A 24,204-nucleotide genomic window follows, 5' to 3' on the forward strand; every position below is an offset into this window, starting at 1 on the left:
CCCGGCGTCCTCCCTGCGATGTACGCCGCTCGGCGTCGCCGATGAGCAGTGAGGGGGATGCGCGCGGACCTGGGCGCGCCCAAGAATGTCCGCATGGACTGGATCGATCAGCGCCCGTGGCACCCGCAGCACCCGTGGCGTCAGCGGATACGCGCCGTGCTGCGTCCCGAGGGCGGCCGGGCGGCTCCGCTGCGGCGCGGCTCGCTGCTGGGGGACGTGCTGTTCGCCGTGCTGGTCACGGTGGTGGTGCTGCTCGCGATGCGCAGTGTCGCGGTCGGTGTCGCGGTCGGCCCGCAGGACGTCGGACGGCTGGTGCCGCCCGCCGCTCCGATGCCGCTGCCACGCCGCATCCTCGGGCCGGTCCTGCTGCCCCCGGCGGCGCCGATCGCCCCGGGCGGCCCGGTCAGGTGGCTTTCCCCGGACTTCCAGCACTACGTCGTCGCCGCGGTCGGCGCCCTTGCCCTCGCGGCGCGGCGGCGGTTCCCGCTGGCCACGTTCTGGGTGCTGCTGATCGCCGCTCGGGCCGACCTCTACCTGCCCGCGTTCCTCGTGCTGTTCACCTGCTGCCTGGCCATCTGCGCCGCGGTGATCCACAGCCGGAACCAGGTGCCGGTGATGGGCAGTTTCGCCCTGAGCGCGCTCCTGGTCATCCCCACCTTCCGCAACGCCACCTCCACGCTGCGGGACCTCCTGGTCGCCCTGCTGGTGCTCGGGCTGCTCGCGAGCGTCGCCCGCTTCTGGGCCTCCAGACTGGCCGACACCCGACTCAGGCTGGTCGAGCTCCAGCAGGCCCAGGAATCGGCCACCCGCCGGGCCGTGGACGAGGAACGCGCACGGATCGCCCGCGAACTGCACGATGTGGTCACCCACAATGTGAGCGTGATGGTCATTCAGGCCGGTGCCGCCCGCATGGTCCTGGACTCCTCGCCGGAGCTGGCCAAGGAGGCCATCCTCGCCGTCGAGGCGGGCGGGCGGGCCGCGATGGCCGAACTGCGGCATGTGATGGGCCTGCTGGCGGTCTCCGGAACCGGAGCCCGGTCAGGGAGTTCGGGGAGTCCGGCAGGTCCGGGGAGTCCGGGCTGCCCCGCGCCCGACGGCCCCGCGTCCGGTGTTCCGACGTCCGGTGCCCCCGTGCCCGGCGCCCCCGCGTCCCGTGCTCCCGTGCCCGGCGGCCCCGTGCCGCCCGGCGCCCCCGCCGCTGACGGCCGCGCCGCCCACGGCCCCACGACCGACCACCTCACCGCTGACGAGCTGGAACCGCAGCCGGGCCTGGGTCAACTCCCCGCCCTCGTCCAGCGCGTCCGCGCCGCCGGACTGCCCGTCATCACCTCGGTCTCGCTCCCGCCCCACCCCCTCCCCTCGGGGATCGACCTCACCGCCTACCGCGTGATTCAGGAGGCCCTGACCAACACCCTCAAGCACGCCGTCGGCTCCACCGCCACCGTGACCGTCGGCTACGACGACTCCGTGCTGGAAGTGGAGGTGGTCGACACCGGCGGCTCCCCCGGGGCGCAGGCACGGACCGGCAACAGCCGCGGCCTGCTGGGCCTGCGCGAACGCCTGTCCCTCTACGACGGAACGCTCGACGCCGGGCGTACGATCAGCGGCGGCTACCGGATCAGTGCCCGAATCCCCTGGAGCAGCACGTGAACCAGACCGCGCTGCGCGCAGTCATCGCCGACGACCAGGCTCTGGTGCGCACCGGCTTCCGGATGATCCTGGCCGCCGACGGCATCGAGGTCGTCGCGGAGGCTGTGAACGGGACCGAGGCCGTCGCCGCGGTCCGCCGCACCCGTCCGGACGTGGTGCTGATGGACATCAGAATGCCCGAGATGGACGGACTTGAAGCAACTCGGCGGATTATGGCCGCAGATGGAGGGAGCAGCACGGGCGCCGGGGGCACCGGAGGCACAGCTGTGGATGATCAGCGCACCAAGGTGCTCATCCTCACCACCTACGACCTGGACCACTACGTGTATGCCGCCCTCACCGCCGGCGCCAGCGGCTTCCTGCTCAAGGACGTCACCCCCGAGCACCTGATCGCCTCGGTCCGGCTGGTCCGCGCCGGCGACGCGCTGCTGGCCCCCGCCATCACCCGCCGCCTGATCGAGCGCTTCGCGCCCCGCGACGAGTCCAGGTCCGCCGTCCACCGCGACCTGTCCGGGCTGACCCCGCGCGAACTGGAGGTTCTGCACCTGCTGGCCACCGGCCTGAGCAACGCCGAACTCGCCGACCGGCTCACCCTGAGCACCACCACCGTGAAGACCCACGTCGCGCGCATCCTCAGCAAGCTCGACCTCCGCGACCGGGTCCAGGCCGTGGTGCTCGCCTACGAGAGCGGGCTGGTCGCGCCCGGCACACATTCCGGCCCGACCCACCGCCCGGACCTGTAGTCCGGAAGGCGAGCAGAACCGAGTGCATGGGTCGGCTGTACCGGGGCATGCGTTCGCCAGGAGGATGATAACTATGGGTGCACTTCTTTTGGTTCTGCTGCTGGCTCTGATCCTGGGCGGCGCGGGGTTCGCGATCCATATCCTGTGGTGGATCGCTATCATCGTGCTGGTCGTCTGGGCCCTGGGCTTCGTTTTCCGGGGCGCCGGAGCGGGCGGGTCCCGCGGACGCTGGTATCGCTGGTGACCGGCAGTAACAACTGACGCACAATCAGCGGGGCGGCACCCACCGGGTGCCGCCCCGCTGCGCTGCCCATCACCTGGGCGTCACAAAGGAGGTGGAGATAGGAGTCGAACCCATGTACGCGGCCTTGCGGACCGCTGCCTTGCCTCTCGGCCACTCCACCGGGCCTTGGGACAACCGTACGAATACGACGCCCCGTCAACACCGCCGCCACGCCGACCCGGCTGACATCCGGCTGCCAACCACCCGTTCGGCAGCACCGACGATGCACGCGCGCCGCGGAACCGCCGCGGAACCCGACCCGGATCTCCCCGCCGACCGATGAGTTCGCCCGCCGGACGCGGTCTACTGGGGCATGACTTCCGCTACGCACGCATCCCCCCGGATCGTCGAACGCCCCGCCCAGCCGTACATCGCCGTCCGGGCCCGGGTCACCATGGCCACTGTCGACACCATCGCCCACCGCATCCCCGAGGTCCTGGGGCGCGTGGCCGCCCTGGGCGCGAAGCCCGCCGGGCCGCCGTTCTTGAAGTACAACCTCATCGACATGGCCCGGCAGCTGGAGATCGAGGCCGGTGTCCCGGTCATCGACGCGGTGGCGGTAGACGGCGACCTCATCAACGGGACGCTGCCCGCCGGCCGCTACGCCTCCTACCTCCACACCGGCAGCCCCAGCACCCTCGTCCAGGCGAACGCGCTACTCCTGGACTGGGCCGCAGACCGCGGCCTGGCCTGGGACATGACCCCCACCGAGGCAGGCGACCGCTGGGCCTGCCGCCTGGAGAGCTACCGCACCGACCCGCGCGAACAGCCGGACACCGCCCAATGGGAGACGGCCCTGGAATTCAAACTGGCCGACTGACAGCACGGACTCCCGACCCGGTTTCGGGCCGGGGCGTGGAATCGCCTCGGCCCGGCAGGGGGCGGAGCTACGGCCGGGTGAAGGTCATATGGGTGATACCGCTGGGTGTCGTCACCGACTCGACCCGGAACCGCTGCTCCAGCCCTTCCAGGCCCTCCCACAACCGCTCACCGCGGCCCAGCACGATCGGGACGACGGCGACGTGGAGGTGGTCGACCAGGTCCTCCGCGAGGAACTGCCGGACCGTGTCCGGGCCTCCGCCGATCCGCACATCGAGGCCGCCCGCGGCCTCGCGGGCCTGCCGCAGGGCTTCCTGCGGCGTGGCGTCCACGAAGTGGAAGACCGTGCCGCCCTCCATCTCCAGGGACGGCCGCGGGTGGTGCGTCAGCACGAACACCGGGGTGTGGAACGGCGGGTTGTCCCCCCACCAGCCCTTCCACTCCTCATCGGTCCACGGGCCGCGCTGCGGCCCGAACTTGTTGCGGCCCATGATCTCCGCCCCGATCCCGGGCCCCCAGGTCCCGGCGAGGGCGTCGTCCACACCGCTGCTGCCACCGGCCCGGCCGTTCATCTCGTTGAAGGCGCGGGTCTGAAAGAACCACTCGACCAGCCGGGTCCCGGCATGCCCGAACGGGGCCTCCAACGTCTGCTCCGCCCCGGCGGCGAACCCGTCCAGCGACACGCTGAGATTGTGCACTCGAACACGCGACACGACCTTCACACCTCTCATCTCACCCGGACTGCATCATCGACCGAGCCTAAACGCGCCCACTGACATCAACCGGATCACTCGCCGCGAAAGGAATCCCCGCCCTGACGAGGACCTGCGGAATCGGCTCGGCCCGGAGTTCCGGGCAGCTTCCGCAGGGTGCTGTAGGCGGCCTGGCTGAAGGCGTCGTTGCCGGTGGGAGTGGTGTTGGCGAGTGCGGCGAGGCCGGTGCGGGTCTGTGGGCAGAAACCGATGAAGGCGGTGAACCCGCGGGTGCCGCCGGAATGGAAGAACAGGTCGCGGCCCGGGGAGGAGCGCAGGTTCCAGACCAGGCAGATCCTGTCCCCGGTGCGGGGCAGCGCCAGGCGCGGGCGCTGGACGTCGGTCAGTGCGTCGGCGAGCGGGCCCGCACCGGCCGGGTCGATCAGGGCCTGCAGGTAGCGCAGCAGGTCCCGGGCGCTGGAGCGCAGCGCCCCCGCGCCGGGCAGGGCGGGAATGGACCACGGCGGCCGGGGCCGTCCGTGCCAGTGTCCGGTGGCCTGGTCACAGCCGGCGTCGCCAGTGGTGCGGGTCAGCGCCAGCGGGTCCAGGACGCGTGCCCGGAGGAGTTCCGGATAGCTGGTCCCGGCCGCACCGGCCAGGACGTGCCCCAGCAGTCCCACGCCGAGGTTGGAGTAGTACACCCGGGTCCCCGGACGGGCGCGGACGGCCGTGGTGGCCAGGGAGTCGAAGAGTTGCTGCTCGCTGTAGCGCCCGTAGGGGTTGCCGGACCAGTCGCGCAGCGCGCCGGGGAACATGCCCCTCGGCAGTCGCGGCAGCCCCGAGGTGTGGGTGGCCAGGTGCAGCACGGTGATCGGCTCGCCGCTGCGGTGGCGTGGAGCGGTCCCGGACGGGAGGTGGCGGGCGATCGGGTCGCCGTAGCGGACCTCCGCACGGGCGACCGCCTCGGCCAGGAGCAGCGCGGTGCAGGTCTTGCTGAGCGAGCCGATCTCGAACCGGGTGTCCGCGTCCACGGCCCTGCCTGCGGCACGGTCGGTGGTTCCGGTCCAGCGGAGCAGGGTGTCGCGGCCACGGACGGCGGCCAGGGCCACAGCAGTGGCCCCCGGAGCGGCATCGAGCAGCGGCGCGATCAGCGGGTCGAGCAGCGGTGCGACCGGCGGCGCGAGGCAGGGGTCGGCGTCGGCGGGAGCCGCCGCGGCGTCCGGTCGGCCGGTCACGCCTCGGTCCAGGTGCCGCCCAGGGCGCGTGAGAGGGTCAGGGTTCCGGCGACGACGGCGACGACCGCGGTGTGCTCGTGGTCCTTGAAGGCCTGTCGGGGGTCCTCGGTCACCGGCTCCGCGTCCCTCGGGAGCAGGCCGCTGGGGTGCTGCGCCGCGGCGAGCCGGTCCCAGCTTCCGGGGTCGCAGACCGGCTCGGGCAGGCAGGCGTCCACGATCAGCAGTTCGCCCAGCAGGTCCCACTGCGCGACCTCCTGCCACACATCCGCCCAGACCGGCAGCCAGATCCGCAGGTAGTCCGCGAGGGGCTCGGGCAGACCGTCGGGGTCGGCGCCCCAGTCGGTCAGGTGGAAGACGGTGTGGGTCATGTTGTAGCCGGTCATCCAGTCGATCATCCACGGCTCGGGCGAGGCCCCGAGCCAGGTGTCCTCGGCCATGGCGGCCCAATCCCCGCGGTCGCCGGAGCCGATGACGCGGTGGGCGTTGGCCACTCCCAGCCGGCGGTTCGGCATCATCTCGACCGCACGGGTCGAGGCCAGGCCGCCCAGGTGCTCGGCGATCCGGTCCAGCCCCGGATGGCGGTGGCCGCCCCGGACGAAGTGGGCATAGGTCTCCACCGGGTCGGTGACCATCGGATGGCGCAGTTGGCGCTCGAACAGGAAGTCGCCCTGCCGCAGTTGCCCCCAGGCCTGGTCCAGCAGTTCGCGTGCGGTGCTTAGTTCGGCGGGACCGCCGACACCCTCGCGCAGTACCAGGGAAGCGGCCAAAGCCGTTTCCCCCAAAGGTTTGTAGGCGTTGTCGGGGTCGGCGAAGTCGACGGTGGTGTCGGGTAGCACGCCGAAGTGCGCGGAGGCCCGCAGCCACGACAGGGCGCGTGAGCCCAACTGCTGGGCGGTCCCCAGGACGGCGTCGCTCACAGCTCCCCCGCCGCCTCGACCAGCCGCTCCCCCACGCACAGGTCCAGGGCGGTGCGGGCGCTGGGACCGCCGAACATCCGCAGGTGACGCAGCATCGGCGCCAGGTCCAGCGGCGAGTCCGCTCCGAGCGACCGGCCCAGGGCGAGCCAGCGGGCGATCCTGGCCGCGGTGCGGTAGTCGCGGCGCAGCATGGCGCGTACGGCACCCCGCGCCAGCGCCCGGGTGTTGCGCAGCGCGGCCTCGTGGACCGGGCTGTCGATGCCCGGCAGCGCCAACGGCGAGACCTGGGCCATCCACCCGGCCCACTCCCGCCAGCGCAGTTCGTCGCCGAGGACGGGGCAGCGCTCCGGCATCGGAGCGGGCCCCGGGGCGGACACGGCAGCAAGGGGCCCGGCGGACGCGGCAGGCGCGCACCGGCTCAGCAGGTGGCCTGCCGCCCAGTCGCGCCAGGCCACCACGGACCCCGCCGACTCCACCGCACCTGCACCCTCCACGCCTGCGGCGGGAACAGCGGCAGCGCCTGCGGCAGCAACCCCGGAGGCCGCGGCCGGGAACAGCTGGAACGCCTGGGCCAGGGCCACGGCTTCCTCCAGTTCGGCGTGCAGGGGGCGCCGGGTCAGCAGGTAGGGGGCGAAGAGGTCGGCGCCCAGGACCCGGGCTGCCGCCAGGGCGGGCTTGGAGTCCTCCAGCGCGTCCGGCCGCGGCGCGTCCGCGCCCTCGACCGTGTGGAACACGGCGAGGGCGCGGACGGCCATCCGCTCGGCGGCCTGGGAAATCTCTTCCTCAGGGGTGGCGTCGTAGACGGACATCGGCGAATCAGGCTCCGATCCCGGCGGGCGCGGTGCGCGCCACGCTGTCGGTCACCGGTCCTTCGGCGGCTTCGGCGACAGCAGCAGGCCCAGCAACAGCAGGCCGCCGCCGACGTCCTCGGGCGCGTAGAGCGGGGCGTCGCTGACCGGCGCCTCCGTCTCCACCATCAGCGCGGTCATCGCGCTGCGCTCCGCCGGGGTTGCCAGCGTCGCTTCGCCGGTGTGGAGCAGTTCCTGAGTAAGCATCATGCCTCCTCGTGCAACAGACTCACCGCCGGTTCCGACGGTGTCCCACACCTACCGAGACTAGAACGAGTACGAACGGACCGCATCGCGAGGCACTCCCGGTCAGGTGGCGGCGGCGGAGACGGCGATTCGGGCGGCTGTGGCCGGATCCGTACGGGGCCGCGTACGGGCCGCGCACGCCCCGTACTCCCGCTCCTCCTCGATCCGGCGCAGATGCTTGACATGTCCGAGGCCCTGCCCTAAACCTCTGCCTAGAGAGCGCTCTCAGCGGCCCGCCGGTGAGCGCCGAGCCGCCGTTCTGCCGTACTCCGCTTCGCTCTGCCGTGCTCCGCCGTGTGCTTTGCCATGCCCAAAACCGAAGGGAACGCAGTGAAGCCTTTCCTGCTCCTCCGGCCGCCCGCGCCCCCGCGCGGCGGCTCGCGGCGGTCGCGCCGCCGATTCACGTTACGTGCGCTGCACCCAGATCATGAACGACCCCGCGGACACGCCCTACCTGCACAGCCTGATGAGCAAGGGCGCCAGCCTGAACAACTACCACGGCGTCTACCACCCCAGCGACGAGAACTACCTCGCCATCGCGGGCGGCGACACCTACGCCAACGGCGCGGTCTACTGGCCCAACATCAGCGACCCGGGCAAGAACCTGGGCGACACCATCGAGGCCAAGGGCAAGACCTGGAAGGCCTACGAGCAGGGCATGGGCTCCCCCTGCAACCTCACCACCGCCAACGACTCGTACTACGAGCCGGACGACGCGCCGTTCATCAACTACACCGACGTCAGCGGCAACGCCGCCCGCTGCAAGGCCCACCTGTTCGACACCACCCAGCTGACCACCGACCTCGCCAGCGCCGCCACCACCCCGAACTTCGCCTGGATCGCGGCCGACGACTACTACGACGGCGAGGCCTCCGGCAACGGCAGCGCCACCAGCCTGAAGACCCAGGACGGCTGGCTGCAGAAGACCCTGAACCCGATCCTCGCCTCACCGGCCTGGACCACCCAGAAGTCGCTGCTCATCGTCACCTGGGACGAGTCCAGCGGCGAGGCCGACAACCACATCGCCACCATCGTGCTCGGCTCCCAGGGCACCGTGCCGGCCGGGACCACCAGCAGCACCCGCTACGACCACTACAGCACCGCACGCACCATCGAGGCGGCCCTCGGCCTGCCCGGCATCACCGCCAACGACACCTACGCCACCCCGCTCAACGACGCCTTCGTGCCGGTCGCCACCCCGCCCAGCACGCTGACCACGACCACCCCGAGCGTCAGCAACGGCGCGAGCGTGACCTTCCAGTACGCGACCGGGTCGGCCACCGCGAGCAGCACCAACTGGATCGGGATCTACCCGGCCGGGGTCACCCCCGGCTCCCAGGCCTCGACCACCTGGCAGTACGCCCCCGGCACCAGCGGCTCGCTCACCTTCCAGACCAGCAGCCTCAAGGGCGCCGGGAACTACGCGGTCTGGTACCTCGCCAACGACGGCTACGCCGCACTGGCGGGTCCGCTCACACTGACCGTCAACTGACGGCGCCGCCAGAGGTGTGACGCGCGGGCGGGGCGGGATCGTCGCCCCGCCCGCACACGGAGGCACCCCGCGGCGGCCGTTCAGTCCTTGACGACCTGGTAGATGCCGTAGATCACACCGGGGATGTGGCCGAGCAGTTGCAGCAGGAAGGCCCACAGCACCTTCAGGCTGGGCCCGTCCTTGAGCAGCACGGCCAGGAACGGGAAGACGAAGCAGAGCAGCACCAGAAGAACCTTGACCATGTCAGCTCCTTGCACGACGAGTGAACCGGCCGCGCCGCAGACGCGGGAAGGCTGGTGGCCCCCAGTCACTCCGCTGCCCAGCCCCGGGCCGCCCATGTCAGGCCGCGGGCGGGGAAACCCTCCGGGGCGGGCCGTGAAATTCTCCGGGATTCCCTGGCATGAGGCGGGATTCGCCGGGTACACGATGCCCACGCGAACGCCTTCGCGGTCCGGCACGGGGTCCCCCCGTACCGGAAGGTCCTGCCTTCGGAGGAAACCCGTGGACACTGTCACTCAAGCGCGGACCCGCACCGCTGCGGCAGCGCTCGACCAGGTCACGGCGTACCCGCAGGAAGCAGCAGCAGCGGTAGGAGCAGCACCGGACGCGGTGCAGGAGCAGGTCAGCTCCTGGCTCAGCTGGGACCCGGCGGAGTTGCGGCGGGTGTCGCCGAGCGACGCGCGGGCGATGTCGAAGGTGTTGTTCGCCCGGATGGCCGAGCTGGAGGAGGGGACGCACGAGTACCAGTACGTGCGGAACACCCTGGTCGAGCTGAACATGGCGCTGGTGCGGTTCGCCGCGCAGCGGTTCCGCACCCGCAGTGAGCCGATGGAGGACATCGTCCAGGTCGGCACGATCGGCCTGATCAAGGCGATCAACCGGTTCGACCTGGAGCAGGAGAACGAGTTCCCGACCTTCGCGATGCCCACCATCATCGGCGAGATCAAGCGGTTCTTCCGCGACACCAGCTGGGCCGTGCACGTCCCGCGCCGGCTGCAGGAACTGCGCCTGGTGCTGGCCAAGGCCACCGACGCGCTGACCTACCGGCTGGGCCGCGCCCCCACCGTCACCGAACTCGCCGCCCACCTGGAACTGAGCGAGGCCGAGGTCCGCGAAGGCATGGTCGCGGCCAACGGCTACTCGGTCTCCTCGATCGACGCCGGCTCCCCTGGCTCGGACAGCGACGAGGAGGGGGCCACCTTCGTTGCACGCCTGGGCGAGGACGATCCCGGGATGGCCAGCGTCGAGAACCTGATCTCCCTCAAGCCGCTGCTGGCGGGGCTCGGCGAACGCGACCGGCAGATCATCTCGATGCGCTTCGGCGCGGAGATGACGCAGTCCCAGATCGGCGAGGCCCTCGGCGTCTCCCAGATGCACGTCTCCCGGCTGCTCTCCCGCGCGCTGGGCACCCTGCGCAGCCAGCTCCTGACGGAGGACTGAGCAGCGCGGAGGACGGGCCGCGGGCTTCAGGCGTCGGCGACCGGCCCGGTCGCGGTGTCCAGGAAGAAGGCGTCGATGCTCTGCACGGCGTGGATGAAGTCGTCCAGGTTGACGGGCTTGGTGACGTAGGCGTTGGCGTGCCCCTGGTACGCGCCGTTGACGTCGTCCGGCGCGGCGGAGGTGGTGAGGACCACGACCGGGACGGTGGACAGGTCCTGATCGTTCTTCAGGACGGTCAGCAGCTCCCGGCCGTTCATCCGCGGCATGTTCAGGTCCAGCACGATCAGGTCGGGCCGCGGGTTGTCGGCGTCGCGCAGGTAGTCCAGGGCGGCGATGCCGTCGGCGGCCCGGCGGACGCTGCGGGCCAGGCCACGGTCCACCAGGGCCTCCTCGATCAGCATCGCGTCCGCGTCGTCGTCCTCGACCAGCAGCACGGTGTAGGAGGTGGGCGGGGCAGTGGCGTTCACGCGGGGACTTCCTTCGGTCAGGTCGGACTCGGGTTCGAGCTCGGGTTCGAGCTCGGGTTCGGACTGCGGGCGGGTGAAGACGAGGCCCGGCCAGCGCTGGCGGGCCCCCTGACGGCTGATGTTCCAGGCCGCGCCGAGCTGGGAGTAGTTCGCCCCCGCCGCCGCGGCGCCCGCCGCCGCCTGACGGACCTGCAGTTCCAGCGCGACCTGCAGCCGGGCCAGAGCAGCGAGCCTGCCGAGCGCGTCGTCCCGGGCCGCGTGCGCCGGTTCCGGCGAGGACGCCGGTTCCGGGGACGCGCCGCCGGATGGGCCGCCACCGTTCCGTCGCAGCTGGTCCACGGCCGCGGCGAGGGCCTCGTCCGCGGCTGCTGACGGTCTGTCCGGTATCGGTGGCTGAGAACTGTCGGCCATGCTCCCACCCTACGCACCGGGCGCCCCCGCGACAATGAGGGTTGTCGCGGATACGGGGACGAACGCGACGATGGGAACCCGCATCGGGGGTAGGCGCTACAGGAGTACAGCTTCTCCTCAACAGTCACGGGGTACCGAACATGGAAGCCAGGCCCGAGGAATCAACCGCCGCACACGCATGGTTCCTCGACGGTTCCAGCGGAACCGTCAGCCGCGCCCGCGACCACACCCGAGCGTTTCTCGCCACCACTCCGGTCTCCCCTTCGGCCGAGACCCGCGACGACGCCCTGCTGGTGGTCAGCGAACTCGTCGCCAACGCGGTCCGCCACGCGCCGGGGCCCTGCACCCTGGAGCTCGCCGTCGACGGAGCGGGCACCCTGACGGTGGCGCTCACCGACACCGTCGCCGCGGTCCCGGTCCAACGCACGGCCGATCTGCGCAGCGGAGGCGGCGGATTCGGCTGGAACCTGCTGCGGCGGCTGACCCGGCACCTCGACGTCCACCTGTGCCCGGACGGCGGCAAGACGATCCGGGCGCTGCTTCCCCTCACATGAGCGTGTAGGCGCCATGCGGAACTGTGCCGGGGCAGGATTCCGAGTCGGGGTAACGGTGTGCTCCTCTGGATCGGCGGGGCGGGCTCTCCGGGCGTCTGCCCCCGAAGCCGCCTTGCACACGTGTTCGACCATGCCACCGGGGCGAGCCCAGCGAACCGCACTCTTGACCAGCGGCCTGAACCATACCGATGGTAGGTATGTGAAGGATCTCAACCAGCGCGAGCTCCCCGTCGTCCACCAGGCCGCCGGACTGGTCACCCTCCAGGCCCGGGTCCGGACGGAGCGCGCCTACGAGCTGATGCACGGTCACGCGCTCGCCTACGGCCTGCGGATGTGCGAAGTCGCCCGCCAAGTGCTGCTCCGTCAGCTCCGCTTCACCTCCGGCGCCTGACCGTCCCGCACCGCACCGGACGGTGCGCACGCACCGCGCCGCACCAGTCGCTGTTTCCCCACGCCTGTTCGGGAAAGCCGAAGAGGTATGACGAACAGAGGGATGACGACGAACGCCGGCACCGTCCGCATCGGGGCGCGCCCGGAGGCCGAGGTGCGGCAGGCCCAGGCGGAGCTGGAAGCCGCCGCCGCACGCCCGCGGCGGCAGACCGCGCTGACCAGGGGCGCCCTGGCCGGCTACGCCTGGGCGACCGGACGGGCCGGTGCCGCACCGGTGACCGGTGCGGTCAGCACCGGGCCACCGGACCTGGCCGATCTCACCGCGGAAATCGACGCCTCGGTCGTGCAACTGGCGCAGCAGGCGCAGCGGAGAGCCCCGAGGGACTATGTGAGGGGCGTCCACGACGCGCTGTCGTGGGTGTGCGCACACACCGACGACCGGCCGTGACGAGCGTCGCGGCGCTGCCGGGACCGTGCCGGGGCCTGGTATAGGGTACGGCCTGGACTGGATGGAGGAGGAGCTGCGTGAGGCTCGCACGCGACGTGGCGACTCTGGACCCGGTGCTCGCCGGGGACCATGTCTGCTGGCTGGTCGAGCCGGGTGAGGACCTCACCCCCGCCGCGCGTGCCTTCGCCGCCGACGGCGTCCTGTTCGGGGACAAGGTCATGGTCGTCGGCTCCCCCGACTCCCGCTGGTCCGTCGACGGGGTGGCCCGGGGCCTGCTGGTGGACCCGCTGGCCGAGCGTTCCCGTGGCACGGCCTGGGACGGGCCCGCCGTTCTCGGCGCGGTGCGCCGCGAGGCCGACGCCGCCTGCCGCGAGGGCTTCCGGACGCTCCGCGTCCTGGCCCAGATGGACCGGCTCTGGCCCGCTGGGGCCAGCCCGGAGCAGGTCGCCCGGCATGAGCTGGGCCTGGACGCGCTGGTCGCCGACAGCGGCGCCATCGTGGTCTGCGCCTACCCCAGGGACGGCTTCTCTCCGGCCGCTCTGGCACAGGCCACCGGGGTCCACCCGCACCACCTGGGCCGGGCGAGCCGTGCGGACGGAGTCGACGCAGTGGACGGGTCGGCCGCCGGGGCCGTCCCCGTCGTGCCGCCCCCGCCCGGGTTCCGGCTGTTCAACGCGGGCCCGGACCGCTGGAGCGTCAGCGGCGTGGTGGACTCCGAAGGAGCCGGTGCCTTCCACACCGCGGTGAGCGAACTCCTGTCGTCCGCCCCGCTGGTCGACGGCCGACCCCTGCGGCTGAGCTGCGAACACCTCGAACTGATGGACACCGCCGGGATGCGCACCCTCGCCGCCGCGGCTCGGCTGCTCCCGGACCGCAGGATCCTGGTCGAGCAGGCCAATGACACCGTGCGCCGCTGCTGGGAGCTGCTGGGCTTCCACCTCTCGCAGAGCGCCGTGGAGCTGGTCCGATGAACAGTCCGGCGAACAGGGTGAGCGACGGCGGGACGACGACCGGGCCGACGCCCCCCGACGCGGGCGGCCCCGGCTCCGGCTTCCGGCACGAGCTCTACGCGTACCAGGGTGAGGCCCAGTTCCTGGCCGGCACGCTCTCCTTCATCGACGACGCGCTGACCGGCGGCGAGATCGTCCTGGTCGCCGTCGCCGAGGCGAAGCAGCACCTGCTCAGGGAGCAGTTGAACGGCCACGGAAAGGACGTCTCCTTCCTCGACGTGGACGCGCTCGGACGCAATCCGGCGCGGCTGATCCCGGCCTGGCAGTCCTGGATCGCCGAATGCACCGACGCCGGGCGCCCGGTCCGCGGCATCGGCGAGTCCCGCTGGACCGGCCGCTCGCAGGTGGAGGCGGCCGAACTGCGCTACCACGAGTGGCTGTTGAACCTGGCCTTCGTCAAGTCCCCGGCCTGGTGGCTGCTCTGTCCGTACGACACCGACGCGGCCAGCGGCACGGTGCTGGAGGCGCTCGGCCGCTGCCATCCGCTGCAATTCACCGACGGCGGACACGGACCGAGCCCGACCTACCAGGACTCCCCCTACGACTTCGACGAGCTCGGCCCCCCGTGCGACCCGCACCACGCGTTCGCCTACGGCCCCGGGCAGCTGGGCGCGGTGCGGGAGAAGGTCGCCGACTGCGCCACCGCGCACGGCCTGGACGGCACGCGGCTGCGCGAACTGCTGATCGCGGCCACCGAGGTGGCGACCAACAGCATCAACCACGGCGGCGGCCACGGCACGCTGCGGGTCTGGACCGAGGAGACCGACCTGGTCTGCGAGTTCCACGACGCCGGATACATCGACAACCCCCTGATCGGACGCGTGCGCCCGCATCCGGACCAGGTCGGCGGCCACGGCATGTGGCTGGTCCAGCAGTTGTGCGACCTGGTCCGGATCCGATCGACACCGGACACCGGGACGACCGTGCGGCTCTACACCACGCTTCCGCCAAAGGCGGGTTGACGCAGCGTCAGCCGCCAGTGCCCAGCTTCGGGTTCAGGCTGCTCGCGGCCGGGGGCGGGTCGGCGGCTTCGCGGCCTGGGCAGCGGACACCTTCGCGGTGACCTGGGTCCGGGTGAACATCGCTATCAGGGTCGTGGCCAGGGACATCACCATCGCCTGCTGCTCCGGCGCCCAGTGCAGCCCGAAGCCGACCGCGAGCGCCACCGTGGCCTGAACAAACCCGAGGATCGCCGCGGACACTCCGTCGTGCGTGCTGACCGCGACCAGCAGGCCCACGGCCGCCGCCGCGGCGGCGTTGATCACGGACTGCTGGTTGGTGGAGACGTGCAGCCAGAACGCCGAGACGACCTTGACGACGATGGCGACCAGGCCGAGCCACAGCGCGGGCTCTCTACCGAAGATCTTTCCCATGGGTACTCCTCCGATGAGGGGAAGCGGTGCGTGTCGGCCGACCGAACTGGCAGGCCGCGCTGTACCTTCTGCCACACCACGTACGGCTCAAGCCTCCTGACGAACCGAAAGATCGGGCGTGGATGCCGTCCGGAACGGGCAGACGTCGCTGCGACGGCGTACCGGCGACCTGTGGCGAAGGGCAGGCGACAATGACCGACGCAGCTGAACAGCAGAGCGACGTCCTGGTGGTGTTCGGCATCACCGGGGATCTCGCCCACAAGATGACCCTCCCCTCGTTGTACCGGTTGGAGGCCGCGAACCGCCTGGACTGCCCGATCATCGGGGTCGCCCGGGAGGACCGGTCGGCGGAGGACCTGCGCCGCACCCTGCGCGAGGCCGTCCACGCGGTCGAGCAGCAGGTGGACGCGGAGGCGCTGGAGCGACTGGCGGCCCGGCTGGACTACCTGCACGGCGACTTCGCCGACCCCGCGCTCTACCAGAGCCTCGCCGAGCGGCTCCGGGACGCCGGGCGTCCGCTGTTCTACCTGGAGATCCCGCCGTCCCTGTTCGCCGACGTCGTCGGCCACCTGGCGGACGCCGGGCTGACCCGGGACGCCCGGGTGCTGGTCGAGAAGCCGTTCGGCCACGACGCCGCCTCGGCCCGGGAGCTCGACCGGCGGCTGCACAGCCTGCTGCGGGAGCAGCAGATCCTGCGGATAGACCACTTCCTCGGCAAGCAGCCGGTGCTGGACCTGGCCTATCTGCGGTTCGCCAACACGCTGCTGGCGCCGGTCTGGAGCCGTGAGCACATCGAGAGCGTGCAGATCACCCTGGCCGAGGACTTCGGCGTCGAGGACCGCGGGTCCTTCTACGACGCCGTGGGAGCGCTGCGGGACGTGGTGCAGAACCACCTCCTCCAGGTGCTGGCCCTGGTGACGATGGAGGCGCCGCGCGGAGCTGATGCCGATGCCCTGTGGGACGCGAAGGTCGAGGTCCTGCGCGCGGTCGCCGACGCCGACCCGGCCCACGCCGTCCGAGCCCAGTACGAGGGTTACCAGCAGGTGCCCGGGGTCGGCGACGGGTCCGGCACGGAGACCTATGTGGCACTGCGGCTGGAGATCCGCAACGAGCGCTGGCAGGGCGTCCCGATCCTGATCCGGGCCGGCAAGGCGCTGGCGACGACGGTCACCGAGGTCCGGCTGGTCTACCGGCACCCCGAGACGCGCGCACCGCTGGACGTCCCCGCGCACGCGGCGGCCAACCAGCTGATCCTGACCATCGACCCCGACCCGGCGATGCGGCTGCGGCTGCTGTCCAAGGCCGCGGACGGCACGGGTTCCCGCGACGTGCACCTGGAACTGCCGTTCGCCGCCGAACTCGGCAAGCCGCCCGCCCCCTACGAACGGCTGCTGCACGACGCGTTGACCGGCGACCGCGCGCTGTTCTCCCGCGAGGACGCGGTGGAGGAGACCTGGCGCATCCTCCAGCCGCTGATCGAGAAGCCTCCGGCGGTGGTGCCGTACCAGCGCGGATCATGGGGCCCCGCCGACGCGGACGCCCTGCTGCCGACCGGTCAGACCTGGCACAACCAGGACGACAGTGGCGACGACGGCCGCAGCAGCGACGGCGACACGGCGCACGGCGGAGGCGGCGGCGCGTGAGCAGGTGAGCGGTGAGCGGTGGGACGGCGACGCCTAAGCGGGTGAGCGGGTGAGCGGGTGCGGCGGCGACCGCCGCCTCCCCCACTCCGCCTACTCCGCCGCTCCCCCACTCCGCCGCGCCGTCTACGGCGTCCTCGCTCACCGGCCGCCGCTGCTGCGACCGACCCGTGCCGTCCGCGCCCGCCTGCGCCGTGCGGCGCGCCGCTCGTCCTCGGTCAGGCCGCCGCAGACGCCGGACTCCTGGTTGATCTCCATGGCCCACCCCAGGCACGCGTCCAGGACCGGGCAGCGGCGGCAGACCGCCTTGGCCTGCTCCACCTGCAACAGGGCGCTGCCGTTGGTCCCCACCGGAAAAAACAGCTCCGGGTCCTCGGCACGACAGGCTGCGCGATCACGCCAGTTCATCACACGGCTCCTTCGGGAAGTGCTCGGACGGGCTTCAAGTGGTAGCGCCTGTCCGTCTTCGAGCCGGGGAAACGGGGGCGGCCCGACCAAATCCCGCCGGGTCCGCGCCGGGTTCACGCAGTCACCGGGCATGGGGTCCGCGGCGTTTGGACTGCTGCGCGACCGCGCGGCTCGCCGAGACCGCGCGGTGCGCGGCGGGCGGGCACGGCTCTGGCAGGATCGCGGCATGGAACGTGTGCTGGGAGTGGGCGGCTACTTCATGCGGGCCGCCGATCCGGCGTCCCTGGGCGCCTGGTATCGCGACTGCCTGGGCCTGGACGCCGACGAGAACGGCCTGTGGCGCCCGGAGGCCGGGCTGACCGTCTTCGCGACCTTCGAGTCCGAGACCGACTACTTCGGTTCCCGCGCCCAGCAGACCATGCTCAACTTCCGCGTCCGCGACCTGGACGCGATGCTCGCCCAACTGCGCGCCAAGGGCGCGGCCGTGGCCGAGGAGACCCAGGACATGGAAGGCGTCGGCCGCTTCGGCTGGGTCACCGATCCCGAGGGCAACCGCATCGAGCTCTGGCAGCCCAGCTAGCGACTCTCCGACCCGGCCGCGCTTCCGGCGGGAGCAGAGCCGGGTCCTCCCTGGGGAGGAGCATGGCGGGGTTGCCCCGTAGGAGGCGTCTCGACCGCTGGCGGGATCCGCCGCAGGGGCCTCCCGGGACATGGTGGTTGGTATGAAGCCGTCGTCCCCCGCCTCCACGACCGATGGTGCGGGCCGCCGCCGCGCGGCACCGCCGACTGGGGGCGGGGTGAGTGAGGACCCACTACCCGCCGATGCATGGGCCCCACGTGCGGTGTTCGTCTGGGTGATCGTCTTTCTGGCTTGGCACGTCATGTGGGCGCTGACCGGGCTGGAGGTCCCGACCGCGGCCACGCACCCGGGTAGCGGACGGGTGATCTTCTACGTCCTGTCCGCCGCGCTCTACCTGATGGTGGCCGTCGGCGTGCTGCTGGCGCTCGCGCTGGTGATCCGGTCGTGGAGGCGCCGGGTGCCGCGGTGGCTGCTGCTGTCCGCGACCTGGGCCGGGGCCGTGCTCCTGGTCCTGCGGGGCGCCTCGGGCGTGGTGGACGATGTGGTCAGGGCCACCGGTGTCCTCCCGGACGGGTTGACCGGGCTGTCCACGGCACAGACCACGGGCATGGCCCACCCGTCGACCTGGGCAACGGTCGCGGGCGATGCCACCGACCTGGTCTTCGTCGTCGGCGGCATCGTGTTCACCCTGACCGCCCTCGCCTTCCGCCATCCCCGGCACTGACCCCGGGCCCTGGCCCCAACCGGCAACCCCGACCCGCGCACTGAGGGCGTGAGCAGAATGCACAAAACCGCAGGTTAAGAGCTTAATCGCGAGCTAAGCACGAAACATGGATGTCATCTGCGCGTCGCTCTAGCTTCAGAGTCCTCAACGGCGAGGACGAAAGGAAACGGATGTGACGGGCGCACAGAGAATTGAACTGTCAGGTGTGACAAGGCGCTTCACCTCCCCGGCCGGAAAGGTCTTCACCGCGCTCCGCGATGTGGACTTCACGGTCGAGCCGGGGCAGTTCTGCGCGGTGGTGGGACCCACCGGCTGCGGCAAGTCGACCACCCTGGGCATGGTGGCCGGCCTCGACCGGCCCAGCGCGGGCAGCGTCCGGGTGGGCGGCAAGGAGGTCGACGGGATCACCGACGGCGTCAGCTTCATGTTCCAGCAGGACGCCCTGCTGCCCTGGAAGTCGGTGCTCGCCAATGTGGCGCTCGGCCCGGTCTTCCGCGGCGTCGGCAAGAAGCAGGCCCAGGCCATGGCCCGGGACTGGCTCGGCCGGGTGGGGCTGCGCGGCTTCGAGGAGCACCACCCGCACCAGCTCTCCGGGGGGATGCGCAAGCGCGTCGCCATGGCCGCCGCGCTGATCAACGAGCCTTCGATCCTGCTGATGGACGAGCCGTTCGGGGCACTGGACGTGCAGACCAAGGCGATCATGTCGAACGAGCTGCTCGGCCTCTGGGAGGAGCTCAAGCCCTCGGTCCTCTTCATCACCCACGACCTGGAGGAGGCCGTCGCGCTCTCCGACCGCGTGGTGGTGATGACCTCGGGGCCCGGGTCGATCAAGGGCGTCTACGACATCGACCTGCCGCGTCCGCGCGGCGCGGTGCAGGAGATCCGCTTCGAGCCGCGCTTCCTCGAACTCCACCACCAGATCTGGGAGTCGCTCAAGGACGAGGTGCAGCGCGCCTACGCGCTGACCGGCGGCACCTCGGCCGCCCTGGCCACTGCCGGAGCGGAGGGCGAGCGCTGATGAACACCGCAGCCGCATCCGCGACCACACCCACATCCGAGCCCGGGGAGCGGGAGATGCAGACACCCGACCAGGTCCGCTCCACCCTGCGGTCCGAGATCGCAGCCGACGAGGCCACCGTCAAGGCCAGGGCGCTGCGCCAGGCCCGCACCCGCAGGATCAAGGTCAACGTGAGCCGGGCGCTGCTCGGCGTCATCGTGATCGGCGGCTGGCAGCTGTTCGCCCAGTGGGGGGTCATCGACCCGTTCTTCTTCGGCCAACCGTCCGGCATCGTGCAGCAGTTGGGCGACTGGTTCCAGCACGGCACCACGTTCGGCTCGATCTGGACCCAGATTGGCGTCACCATGGAGGAGGCCCTGCTGGGCTTCGTCTACGGCGTGGTCGGCGGCGTCGTGCTGGGTGTGCTGCTCGGCCAGGTCCGCTTCCTGGCCGATGTGATCGGCCCGTACATCAAGATCGTGAACGCCGTCCCGCGCATCGTGCTCGGCTCGATCTTCTTCGTCTGGCTCGGCCTGGGCACCCCGGCGAAGGTGCTGCTCGCCTCCGTGCTGGTCTTCTTCGTCGTGTTCTTCAACGCCTTCCAGGGCGTCCGCGAGGTCGACCAGGTCTTCGTCAACAACGCCCGGGTCCTCGGCGCCTCGCGGCTGCAGATCACCCGTCATGTGGTGCTGCCCTCGGCGCTCACCTGGATCACCGCGAGTCTCCACGTCGCCTTCGGCTTCGCCGTCATCGGCGCGATCGTCGGGGAGTTCCTCGGCGCCCAGCAGGGCCTGGGCCTGGTCATCTCGGACGCCCAGAACCACTTCAACCCCAACGGGGTGTTCGCCGCGATGGTGATCATCGCCGTCATCGCGCTCACCGCGGAGAGCGGCATCAGCCTGCTGGAGAAGAAGCTGCTCAGTTGGCGTCCCCCGGCCTCGACCGAGGTCGCCGGGCTCTGAACGAGCCCCCGGTCGTCGCCCCGAACACCCTCACCTGACACAACCCCGCACCGTACAAAGGAGTACAGCCATGTTCAGCAACGCCAGGAGATCCCGTCGTACCGTCGCGCTGGCGATGACGGGCGGTCTGCTCGCCGTCCTCGGGCTGACCGCCTGCGGCTCCTCCAGCAGCAGCGGCAGCACCGGCAGCGCCGCCGGAGGCAGTGGCGGCGGCAGCCTGCCGAAGGTCACCATGATGGTCGGCGGCATCGACAAGCAGATCTACCTGCCGTACGAGCTGGCCCAGCAGCTCGGCTACTACAAGAAGTACGGCGTGAACATGCAGCTCAGCACCGAGACGGCGGGCGGCGTCGGCGCCGAGACCGCGATGGCCTCCGGCCAGGTCGACATGGCCGGCGCCTGGTACATCCACACCTTCGACTTCCAGGCCAAGGGCAAGGACGTGATCAACCTGGCCCAGCTCAGCGGCGCTCCCGGCGAGCGGGTGATGTGCTCCAAGCACTCGGGCGTCACCACTCCCGCCGACTTCAAGGGGAAGACCATCGGTGTCACCGACCTCGGCTCCGGCACCGACGACCTGGTCCAGCAGCTGGCCGCGCACTACAACCTGAGCTCCAGCCAGTTCCACCGGCTGGGTGTGGGCGAGGGGTCCACGCTGCTCGCCGCGCTGCAGAAGAACACGGTGGACTGCGCCATCACCACCCAGCCCACGGTCAGCGCCGTCGAGAAGGCCGGGGCCGGGACCTCGGTGCTCGACCTCTCCAGCACCTCGGGCGCGACCCAGTGGCTCGGCGGCACCTGGCCCGCCGCCGGTGTGCTCGCCCTGAACAGCTGGGTCACCTCGCACCAGGACACCGCGCAAAAGGTGGTCGACGCGCTGGTCGCGACGATGCACTGGATCAACACCCACACCGCCGAGCAGATCGCCGACGCGCTGCCCGCGTCGTACACCAACAACGGTCTGATCACCAAGGCCGTCTACGTCGCAGCGCTGGCCCAGGACAAGGGGCAGTTCCTGCCGGACGGGATGATGCCCGCCAACGGCCCGGCGACCGTCGAGACCACCGCCAAGCTCTCCGGGGTCGACGTCAGCAAGGTGAAGGTGAGCGACACCTACACCAACAGCTACGTCATCGCGGCGAACAAGGCGGAGGGCTTCACCATCAGCGGCGGCTGAGGCCCCCGGCCCGGCGCGGCCCGCGCTCCTCGCCCCGTCCCGCTCGCCGCTGTCGGTGCCCGTCCGCGCCCCGTCCGCCGGTCCCCGGGTTCGCCCGGGGGCCGGCGACCGGGCTAGGCAAATCATCCCTGACCGGTAACAATCGCTCCACGAGCGTCGGCAAGGGTGCCGGCTCGGGAGCCGAACGATGAGAGACGATGTTCCGACGGAGACCACGACGAGGCCAGGGCCAGGGACGGAGGCTGTCCACCCGGATCCTGGCCAGCCAGGTCGCGATCCTGGCAGTGACCAGCGTGATCGGCTTCGTCCTGTTCGCCTGGGCGCAGCGGGCCCAGCTCGACCGTGAGTACGAGCAGCGGGCGCTGTCCATAGCCGAGGTGGCCGCCTGGGACCCGCAGATCCGCGCGGGCATGGCGGACCCGGCCGAAGGCTCCCTGGTGCAGACGGCCGCCGAGCGGATCACCGCCGCCTCGAAGGCGTCCTATGTCGTAGTGATCGATCTGCGCGGCGTCAGGCACTCCCATCCGGTCGCCGGACTCATCGGAAAGCGGGTCGCCGAACCGATCGTCGTGCTCGACGGGCTGGGACACGTGGGCATCGACCAGGGCGCCACCGGGCGTTCGGCCAACGGCAAGGCACCGCTGCGCGGCCCCTCGGGCGCGATCATCGGCGAGGTCTCGGTCGGTATCCCGGAGAACAACGTCATCGGCCAGCTCTGGCGGGAGCTGCCCACCTTCGCCCTGTACGCGGGCATCGCCCTCGCGGTCGGCTGCGCCGCCTCCTACGCACTGGCCAGGCGGCTGAAGCGGTCCACCTTCGGCCTGGAGCTGGAGGAGATCGCCGGGCTGCTGCAGGACCGGGAGGCGATGCTGCACGGGATCAGGGAAGGCGTGATCGCCTTCGACCCGCGCGGCAACATCACCGTGGTCAACGACGAGGCCAGGCGGCTGCTGGGGATCGACGCGGCGCTGGGCCTGAAGCCGAAGGACGTCCTCCCGGAGGGGCGGCTGCGTGACGTCCTGGACGGCACCCTCCCCGGCACCGACCTCACCGTGCTCACCGACCGGTACTGCCTGGTCGTCAACCGGATGCCGGTCGGGCTGCGCGGCCGTGAACTCGGGGCCGTGGTGACCGTGCGCGACCGGACCGAGATGGTCGGACTGCTGCGCGAGCTGGACTCGGTGCGCGGGCTCACCGACGCCCTGCGGGCCCAGCAGCACGAGTTCACCAACCGCATGCACATCCTGGCCGGGCTGCTGGACCTGGGGGAGCACGACGCGGCCTTCGAGTACGTGATGGAGTCGGCCGGAGCCGAGGCCGCGCTGACCGAGTCGGTGCGGCAGCGGGTGGGGAACCCGATGATGGTCGGACTGATCGTGGCGAAGTCCACCGTCGCCGCCGAGCGCGGGGTGGGGATCACCCTCAGCGAGGAGTCCCAGCTTGGCGAGGAACCGCCCCACCTGCGCGGACTGCTCACCATCGTCGGCAACCTGCTGGACAACGCGGTGGACGCGGCGGTGTCCGGGGCAGCCGCGACGGCGGGCGGCGCGATGGCGGGCGGCGCGATGGCGGGCAGTGCGCGGGTGTGCCTCTCGCTGCTGGAGACGCCGTCCGCCATCACGGTACGGGTCGCGGACTCGGGTCCCGGGGTGGCGCCGGAGAACGCCGAGGTGATCTTTGAGGACGGATGGTCCACCCGTCCGGACCGGGGCACGGCACGACGCGGGCTCGGACTGGCCCTGGTCAAGCGGCTGGTCCAGCACCACGGCGGGACCATCACGGTGAGTAACGGGGCCGAAGCCGAGGCTGGGACCGGGGCTGAGACCGGGGCCGCAGCCGGGGCCGTGTTCACGGTCGTGCTTCCGCTGTCGGGTTCCGTCCCGGACCCCGCCGCGCGGACCGCCCACGCGAATCCGTTCGAGCTCGCGGCCTCCGGGGGCGATCGCTGGTGATCGGGGTCGTGGTGGTGGACGACGACTTCCGGGTCAGCGGCATCCACGCGCGCTACGTGGCACGCATCGAGGGCTTCGAGGTGGTCGGCCAGGCGTCCACGGTCGAGACGGCCGTCCAGGCGGCCCGCGAACTGCAGCCGGATCTCCTGCTGTTGGACATCCACCTGCCCGACGGCAGCGGGCTCGACGTGCTGCACCGGCTGACCGGCGAGTCCGGGGGCGCCCGGCCCGACGCCGTCGTGATCACCGGAGCCCGGGACCTGGCCACGGTGCGGGCGGCGATGAAGCTCGGAGCGGTGGGATACCTGGTCAAGCCGTTCGGCTTCGCCGAGTTCAGCGAGCGGCTGACCGCCTTCCGGGAGCTGCACAGCCGGATCCACTCACTGGGTCCGGCCGCGGAGGCCGACCAGGCCCAGGTCGACGCGCTGTTCAGCGTCGCCCGTCCCACGCCGGTTCCGCAGCTGCCGCCCGCGAAGGGGCTGTCCGCCCCCACCCTGGCGCTGGTCAGCGAGGCGGTGCGGACGCGCGACCTGTCGGCGGCGGAGGTCGCCGAGGCGACCGGGATCTCCCGCCCGACCGCGCAGCGGTACCTGTCCTATCTGGTCCGGGAGGGCCGCGCCCGCCTGGAGCTGCGCTACGGCACGGCCGGACGCCCGGAGCACCGCTACCGCGGGGCGGTCTGACGGCCGCGGGGGTCACCCGTTGACCCCTCGGCCGGTTCCGGTACGCGGACTCGTTGACATCGC

At 71.6% G+C, this 24,204-nt stretch carries 28 protein-coding genes and 1 tRNA gene; 19 read left to right on the top strand and 10 right to left on the bottom strand.

What is annotated here, in order from left to right; translation table 11 throughout:
* The first annotated feature begins 93 nt into the window (after window positions 1–93).
* The 3 genes from ACEZDE_RS02260 to ACEZDE_RS02270 all read left to right on the top strand — a co-directional run bounded on the left by ACEZDE_RS02260 (window position 94) and on the right by ACEZDE_RS02270 (window position 2,637).
* Complete coding sequence (locus ACEZDE_RS02260; protein ID WP_380531282.1) at window positions 94–1,650, top strand: sensor histidine kinase; 1,557 nt, start codon at window positions 94–96, stop codon at window positions 1,648–1,650.
* A 62-nt stretch (window positions 1,651–1,712) separates the two neighbouring features.
* Window positions 1,713–2,393 (top strand): response regulator, encoded by a 681-nt coding sequence (locus ACEZDE_RS02265; protein WP_380532303.1) that lies wholly within the window; start codon window positions 1,713–1,715, stop codon window positions 2,391–2,393.
* 73 nt (window positions 2,394–2,466) lie between these two features.
* Window positions 2,467–2,637 (top strand): hydrophobic protein, encoded by a 171-nt coding sequence (locus ACEZDE_RS02270; RefSeq protein ID WP_380531285.1) that lies wholly within the window; start codon window positions 2,467–2,469, stop codon window positions 2,635–2,637.
* 89 nt (window positions 2,638–2,726) lie between these two features.
* Here the strand turns inward: ACEZDE_RS02270 and ACEZDE_RS02275 are convergent.
* Window positions 2,727–2,797: transfer RNA gene (locus tag ACEZDE_RS02275), tRNA-Cys, on the bottom strand.
* 192 nt (window positions 2,798–2,989) lie between these two features.
* Between ACEZDE_RS02275 and ACEZDE_RS02280 the strand changes: the two genes are divergently transcribed.
* A complete protein-coding gene (locus tag ACEZDE_RS02280; protein ID WP_380531288.1) occupies window positions 2,990–3,496 on the top strand; it encodes a GyrI-like domain-containing protein in 507 nt (168 codons plus the stop codon).
* Between the two features lie 67 nt (window positions 3,497–3,563).
* On the opposite strand, the gene ACEZDE_RS02285 is transcribed toward ACEZDE_RS02280, so the two are convergent.
* The 5 genes from ACEZDE_RS02285 to ACEZDE_RS02305 form a co-directional block, all read right to left on the bottom strand.
* Window positions 3,564–4,208: a dihydrofolate reductase family protein gene (locus tag ACEZDE_RS02285; RefSeq protein ID WP_380531291.1), complete on the bottom strand. Its 645-nt coding sequence runs from the start codon at window positions 4,206–4,208 to the stop codon at window positions 3,564–3,566.
* A gap of 74 nt (window positions 4,209–4,282) precedes the next feature.
* Window positions 4,283–5,422 (bottom strand): serine hydrolase domain-containing protein, encoded by a 1,140-nt coding sequence (locus tag ACEZDE_RS02290; RefSeq protein ID WP_380531294.1) that lies wholly within the window; start codon window positions 5,420–5,422, stop codon window positions 4,283–4,285.
* Window positions 5,419–6,339: a DUF6895 family protein gene (locus ACEZDE_RS02295; protein WP_380531297.1), complete on the bottom strand. Its 921-nt coding sequence runs from the start codon at window positions 6,337–6,339 to the stop codon at window positions 5,419–5,421. Before ACEZDE_RS02295 ends, ACEZDE_RS02290 begins: the two co-directional genes overlap by 4 nt.
* Complete coding sequence (locus ACEZDE_RS02300; RefSeq protein ID WP_380531300.1) at window positions 6,336–7,148, bottom strand: hypothetical protein; 813 nt, start codon at window positions 7,146–7,148, stop codon at window positions 6,336–6,338. The genes ACEZDE_RS02295 and ACEZDE_RS02300 overlap by 4 nt, the downstream gene beginning before the upstream one ends.
* Window positions 7,149–7,199: 51 nt before the next feature.
* The gene (locus tag ACEZDE_RS02305) at window positions 7,200–7,397 is read right to left on the bottom strand and encodes a hypothetical protein (RefSeq protein WP_380531303.1); all 198 of its coding nucleotides are present in this window, start codon (window positions 7,395–7,397) and stop codon (window positions 7,200–7,202) included.
* A 463-nt stretch (window positions 7,398–7,860) separates the two neighbouring features.
* Between ACEZDE_RS02305 and ACEZDE_RS02310 the strand changes: the two genes are divergently transcribed.
* Window positions 7,861–8,925, top strand: a complete 1,065-nt coding sequence (locus tag ACEZDE_RS02310; RefSeq protein ID WP_380531305.1) for an alkaline phosphatase family protein — start codon at window positions 7,861–7,863, stop codon at window positions 8,923–8,925.
* 80 nt (window positions 8,926–9,005) lie between these two features.
* Here ACEZDE_RS02310 and ACEZDE_RS02315 read toward each other — a convergent pair whose 3' ends face one another.
* Window positions 9,006–9,167: a YqaE/Pmp3 family membrane protein gene (locus ACEZDE_RS02315; protein WP_380531308.1), complete on the bottom strand. Its 162-nt coding sequence runs from the start codon at window positions 9,165–9,167 to the stop codon at window positions 9,006–9,008.
* Between the two features lie 259 nt (window positions 9,168–9,426).
* Here ACEZDE_RS02315 and ACEZDE_RS02320 point away from each other — a divergent pair, with 259 nt between their 5' ends.
* Window positions 9,427–10,365: an RNA polymerase sigma factor SigF gene (locus tag ACEZDE_RS02320; RefSeq protein WP_380531311.1), complete on the top strand. Its 939-nt coding sequence runs from the start codon at window positions 9,427–9,429 to the stop codon at window positions 10,363–10,365.
* A gap of 26 nt (window positions 10,366–10,391) precedes the next feature.
* Here ACEZDE_RS02320 and ACEZDE_RS02325 read toward each other — a convergent pair whose 3' ends face one another.
* Window positions 10,392–11,243: a response regulator gene (locus tag ACEZDE_RS02325; protein WP_380531314.1), complete on the bottom strand. Its 852-nt coding sequence runs from the start codon at window positions 11,241–11,243 to the stop codon at window positions 10,392–10,394.
* 140 nt (window positions 11,244–11,383) lie between these two features.
* On the opposite strand from ACEZDE_RS02325, the gene ACEZDE_RS02330 reads away from it, so the two are divergent.
* The 5 genes from ACEZDE_RS02330 (at window position 11,384) to ACEZDE_RS02350 (ending at window position 14,607) form a co-directional block, all read left to right on the top strand.
* The gene (locus ACEZDE_RS02330) at window positions 11,384–11,797 is read left to right on the top strand and encodes an ATP-binding protein (RefSeq protein WP_380531317.1); all 414 of its coding nucleotides are present in this window, start codon (window positions 11,384–11,386) and stop codon (window positions 11,795–11,797) included.
* 199 nt (window positions 11,798–11,996) lie between these two features.
* Window positions 11,997–12,188 (top strand): hypothetical protein, encoded by a 192-nt coding sequence (locus ACEZDE_RS02335; protein ID WP_380531319.1) that lies wholly within the window; start codon window positions 11,997–11,999, stop codon window positions 12,186–12,188.
* Window positions 12,189–12,290: 102 nt separating this feature from the next.
* A complete protein-coding gene (locus ACEZDE_RS02340) occupies window positions 12,291–12,635 on the top strand; it encodes a hypothetical protein (RefSeq protein WP_380531321.1) in 345 nt (114 codons plus the stop codon).
* Between the two features lie 77 nt (window positions 12,636–12,712).
* A complete protein-coding gene (locus ACEZDE_RS02345; RefSeq protein ID WP_380531323.1) occupies window positions 12,713–13,606 on the top strand; it encodes an MEDS domain-containing protein in 894 nt (297 codons plus the stop codon).
* Window positions 13,603–14,607 (top strand): anti-sigma factor RsbA family regulatory protein, encoded by a 1,005-nt coding sequence (locus ACEZDE_RS02350; protein ID WP_380531326.1) that lies wholly within the window; start codon window positions 13,603–13,605, stop codon window positions 14,605–14,607. The genes ACEZDE_RS02345 and ACEZDE_RS02350 overlap by 4 nt, the downstream gene beginning before the upstream one ends.
* Window positions 14,608–14,640: 33 nt before the next feature.
* On the opposite strand, the gene ACEZDE_RS02355 is transcribed toward ACEZDE_RS02350, so the two are convergent.
* Window positions 14,641–15,018 carry a hypothetical protein gene (locus tag ACEZDE_RS02355; RefSeq protein ID WP_380531327.1) on the bottom strand — a complete coding sequence of 126 codons (378 nt, stop codon included), beginning with the start codon at window positions 15,016–15,018 and terminating at the stop codon, window positions 14,641–14,643.
* Window positions 15,019–15,209: 191 nt separating this feature from the next.
* On the opposite strand from ACEZDE_RS02355, the gene ACEZDE_RS02360 reads away from it, so the two are divergent.
* Window positions 15,210–16,661, top strand: a complete 1,452-nt coding sequence (locus ACEZDE_RS02360; protein WP_380531330.1) for a glucose-6-phosphate dehydrogenase — start codon at window positions 15,210–15,212, stop codon at window positions 16,659–16,661.
* A gap of 138 nt (window positions 16,662–16,799) precedes the next feature.
* Here the strand turns inward: ACEZDE_RS02360 and ACEZDE_RS02365 are convergent, their stop codons facing one another.
* Window positions 16,800–17,066: a WhiB family transcriptional regulator gene (locus ACEZDE_RS02365; protein ID WP_380531333.1), complete on the bottom strand. Its 267-nt coding sequence runs from the start codon at window positions 17,064–17,066 to the stop codon at window positions 16,800–16,802.
* 226 nt (window positions 17,067–17,292) lie between these two features.
* On the opposite strand from ACEZDE_RS02365, the gene ACEZDE_RS02370 reads away from it, so the two are divergent.
* The 7 genes from ACEZDE_RS02370 (at window position 17,293) to ACEZDE_RS02400 (ending at window position 24,141) form a co-directional block, all read left to right on the top strand.
* Window positions 17,293–17,646, top strand: a complete 354-nt coding sequence (locus ACEZDE_RS02370; RefSeq protein WP_380531335.1) for a VOC family protein — start codon at window positions 17,293–17,295, stop codon at window positions 17,644–17,646.
* 274 nt (window positions 17,647–17,920) lie between these two features.
* Window positions 17,921–18,370 (top strand): hypothetical protein, encoded by a 450-nt coding sequence (locus ACEZDE_RS02375; RefSeq protein ID WP_380531338.1) that lies wholly within the window; start codon window positions 17,921–17,923, stop codon window positions 18,368–18,370.
* Window positions 18,371–18,566: 196 nt separating this feature from the next.
* Window positions 18,567–19,388, top strand: a complete 822-nt coding sequence (locus ACEZDE_RS02380; RefSeq protein WP_380532306.1) for an ABC transporter ATP-binding protein — start codon at window positions 18,567–18,569, stop codon at window positions 19,386–19,388.
* A gap of 56 nt (window positions 19,389–19,444) precedes the next feature.
* Window positions 19,445–20,329, top strand: a complete 885-nt coding sequence (locus ACEZDE_RS02385; protein ID WP_380531341.1) for an ABC transporter permease — start codon at window positions 19,445–19,447, stop codon at window positions 20,327–20,329.
* Window positions 20,330–20,399: 70 nt separating this feature from the next.
* On the top strand, window positions 20,400–21,506 hold the full coding sequence (locus tag ACEZDE_RS02390) for an ABC transporter substrate-binding protein (RefSeq protein ID WP_380531343.1): 1,107 nt from the start codon (window positions 20,400–20,402) through the stop codon (window positions 21,504–21,506).
* A 197-nt stretch (window positions 21,507–21,703) separates the two neighbouring features.
* A complete protein-coding gene (locus ACEZDE_RS02395; RefSeq protein ID WP_380531346.1) occupies window positions 21,704–23,458 on the top strand; it encodes an ATP-binding protein in 1,755 nt (584 codons plus the stop codon).
* Window positions 23,455–24,141 carry a response regulator gene (locus tag ACEZDE_RS02400; protein ID WP_380531348.1) on the top strand — a complete coding sequence of 229 codons (687 nt, stop codon included), beginning with the start codon at window positions 23,455–23,457 and terminating at the stop codon, window positions 24,139–24,141. Before ACEZDE_RS02395 ends, ACEZDE_RS02400 begins: the two co-directional genes overlap by 4 nt.
* Window positions 24,142–24,204: the final 63 nt, after the last annotated feature.

The organism is Streptacidiphilus cavernicola, assembly GCF_042510955.1.
Taxonomy (GTDB): domain Bacteria; phylum Actinomycetota; class Actinomycetes; order Streptomycetales; family Streptomycetaceae; genus Streptacidiphilus; species Streptacidiphilus cavernicola.